The sequence below is a fragment of the Polynucleobacter sp. IMCC 29146 genome, assembly GCF_021395195.1.
GTDB lineage: Bacteria > Pseudomonadota > Gammaproteobacteria > Burkholderiales > Burkholderiaceae > Polynucleobacter.
Genome location: NZ_JAJVCR010000027.1, coordinates 1 through 1,423, shown reverse-complemented (window position 1 = coordinate 1,423; position 1,423 = coordinate 1). Strand labels below are relative to the sequence as shown.

The window sequence follows — 1,423 nt, the reverse complement described above, 5'->3', positions numbered from 1 at the left end:
AGCCAGCATCGGCCCGTTTTAGGGCATCCATGATCTGACTGTCGGTAAATTTAGAACGTTTCATGCAGAACTCCTCTAATAGAGAAAATTCTACCTCTGAGTTCAGTTAACCTGCGGGGGGATTACCCTTAATTTGGGATATCTCAAGCTCTTTTGACTTAATTTCGCCATTAAGTAGCTGCAGCTTACGAGATAGTTCGCAAATATGAGAATCGGCTTCTACTACTTTGCCAGGATCCACCCTATTAAATAGATGTTGATAATCAGATTCACATTGCGCAGGCGGTGGAGTATCGGCTAAAACATGGTCTTGCCAAAAGTTGGCTGCCTTAGTAATGATCAGTTCTTCTAATTCTGTATCGCGGTGGACCTCATAGATTCGAAAATCACTATTGCCAAAGAGTACGGCCACATCGCAGCGCTCTAAATTGGTGATGGCCAAATACCAAAGACATTGAACTAAATAGCTCATGGGAACTTCATCAGTACCAAGCTCACCCCATTCGGATTGATTAAAAGGACTGGCGGTTTTGCATTCTAATAAATGAGATGCTGCGCAAGAGCCATCACTATTAAACAATGAACCATCTATATCATTAACAGCCTCAAATACATAGCGATCAATGTGACCCACCATAAAAGGGTATTGGGGGTGAATCACTCCTGCCTGACTATGGACTAAAACATTTTTGGTTTGCGCTGCATATTCCGAAGCCACAAATTCTTCGGCAAAGGATCCAAAGCGCACTGGTAGGTTATCGACCTCGTTTATGATGCGGCCAGTTTTCTCTAGCCAGACGTCTACGGCGCTGCGGTATTTTGAAAACCCTAGGATGGCTCCAATATCGGAGCCGCCTAGGTATTTGCTGCGATTGGCTGTAAAATCTTGATTATTAAGCATATTTTCTCCTTTAATTAACATAAATTACTATTTATTTAGTAATTATTACTAATAGTATAGAAAATTTAACTTGATTACAAGCGATCAAATCCGTGCCGCCCGAGCGCTACTGCGCTGGAGTGGAAAAGACCTTGCCGAAAGAACTGGTTTGGGGTTTTCAACGCTAATGAGGCTTGAGGTTTTGGAAGGCGTTCCTAGCGCGCAGGCAAAAACCCTTGAGACAATTCAAAAAGCCTTCGAAGAAGCGGGTATTGAATTTATTGGTACCCCAGAAAATGGCGCCGGTGTTCGCTGGAAATTACGTACTTAATTCTTGCCCAGAATTGCTGTACACAGCTCAATCAAAAAAAGCAACAAAACACGAATGTGATTTAAGTAGTAGTGGTGATCTAGCGTGAACTGCTGTCAATTTAGGTCCACTACCAAAGAGAGTTTTTCCATAGTAAATCATTGCAGCAACATGGGTTGATTCTGCAATAGTTTGGGTACTTGGGTTTGGGGTGCTGGTGGTCTATAACCTAA

Annotated in this window: 2 protein-coding genes; one reads left to right on the top strand and one right to left on the bottom strand. The window is 42.6% G+C overall.

The features are described from left to right. Nucleotides 1-106: 106 nt before the first annotated feature. Nucleotides 107-901, bottom strand: a complete 795-nt coding sequence (locus LZT22_RS12635) for a YqaJ viral recombinase family protein (protein ID WP_233925658.1) — start codon at nucleotides 899-901, stop codon at nucleotides 107-109. Between the two features lie 70 nt (nucleotides 902-971). Here LZT22_RS12635 and LZT22_RS12630 point away from each other — a divergent pair, with 70 nt between their 5' ends. Next, nucleotides 972-1,211 (top strand): helix-turn-helix transcriptional regulator, encoded by a 240-nt coding sequence (locus tag LZT22_RS12630; RefSeq protein ID WP_233925657.1) that lies wholly within the window; start codon nucleotides 972-974, stop codon nucleotides 1,209-1,211. The last annotated feature ends 212 nt before the right edge of the window (nucleotides 1,212-1,423 follow it).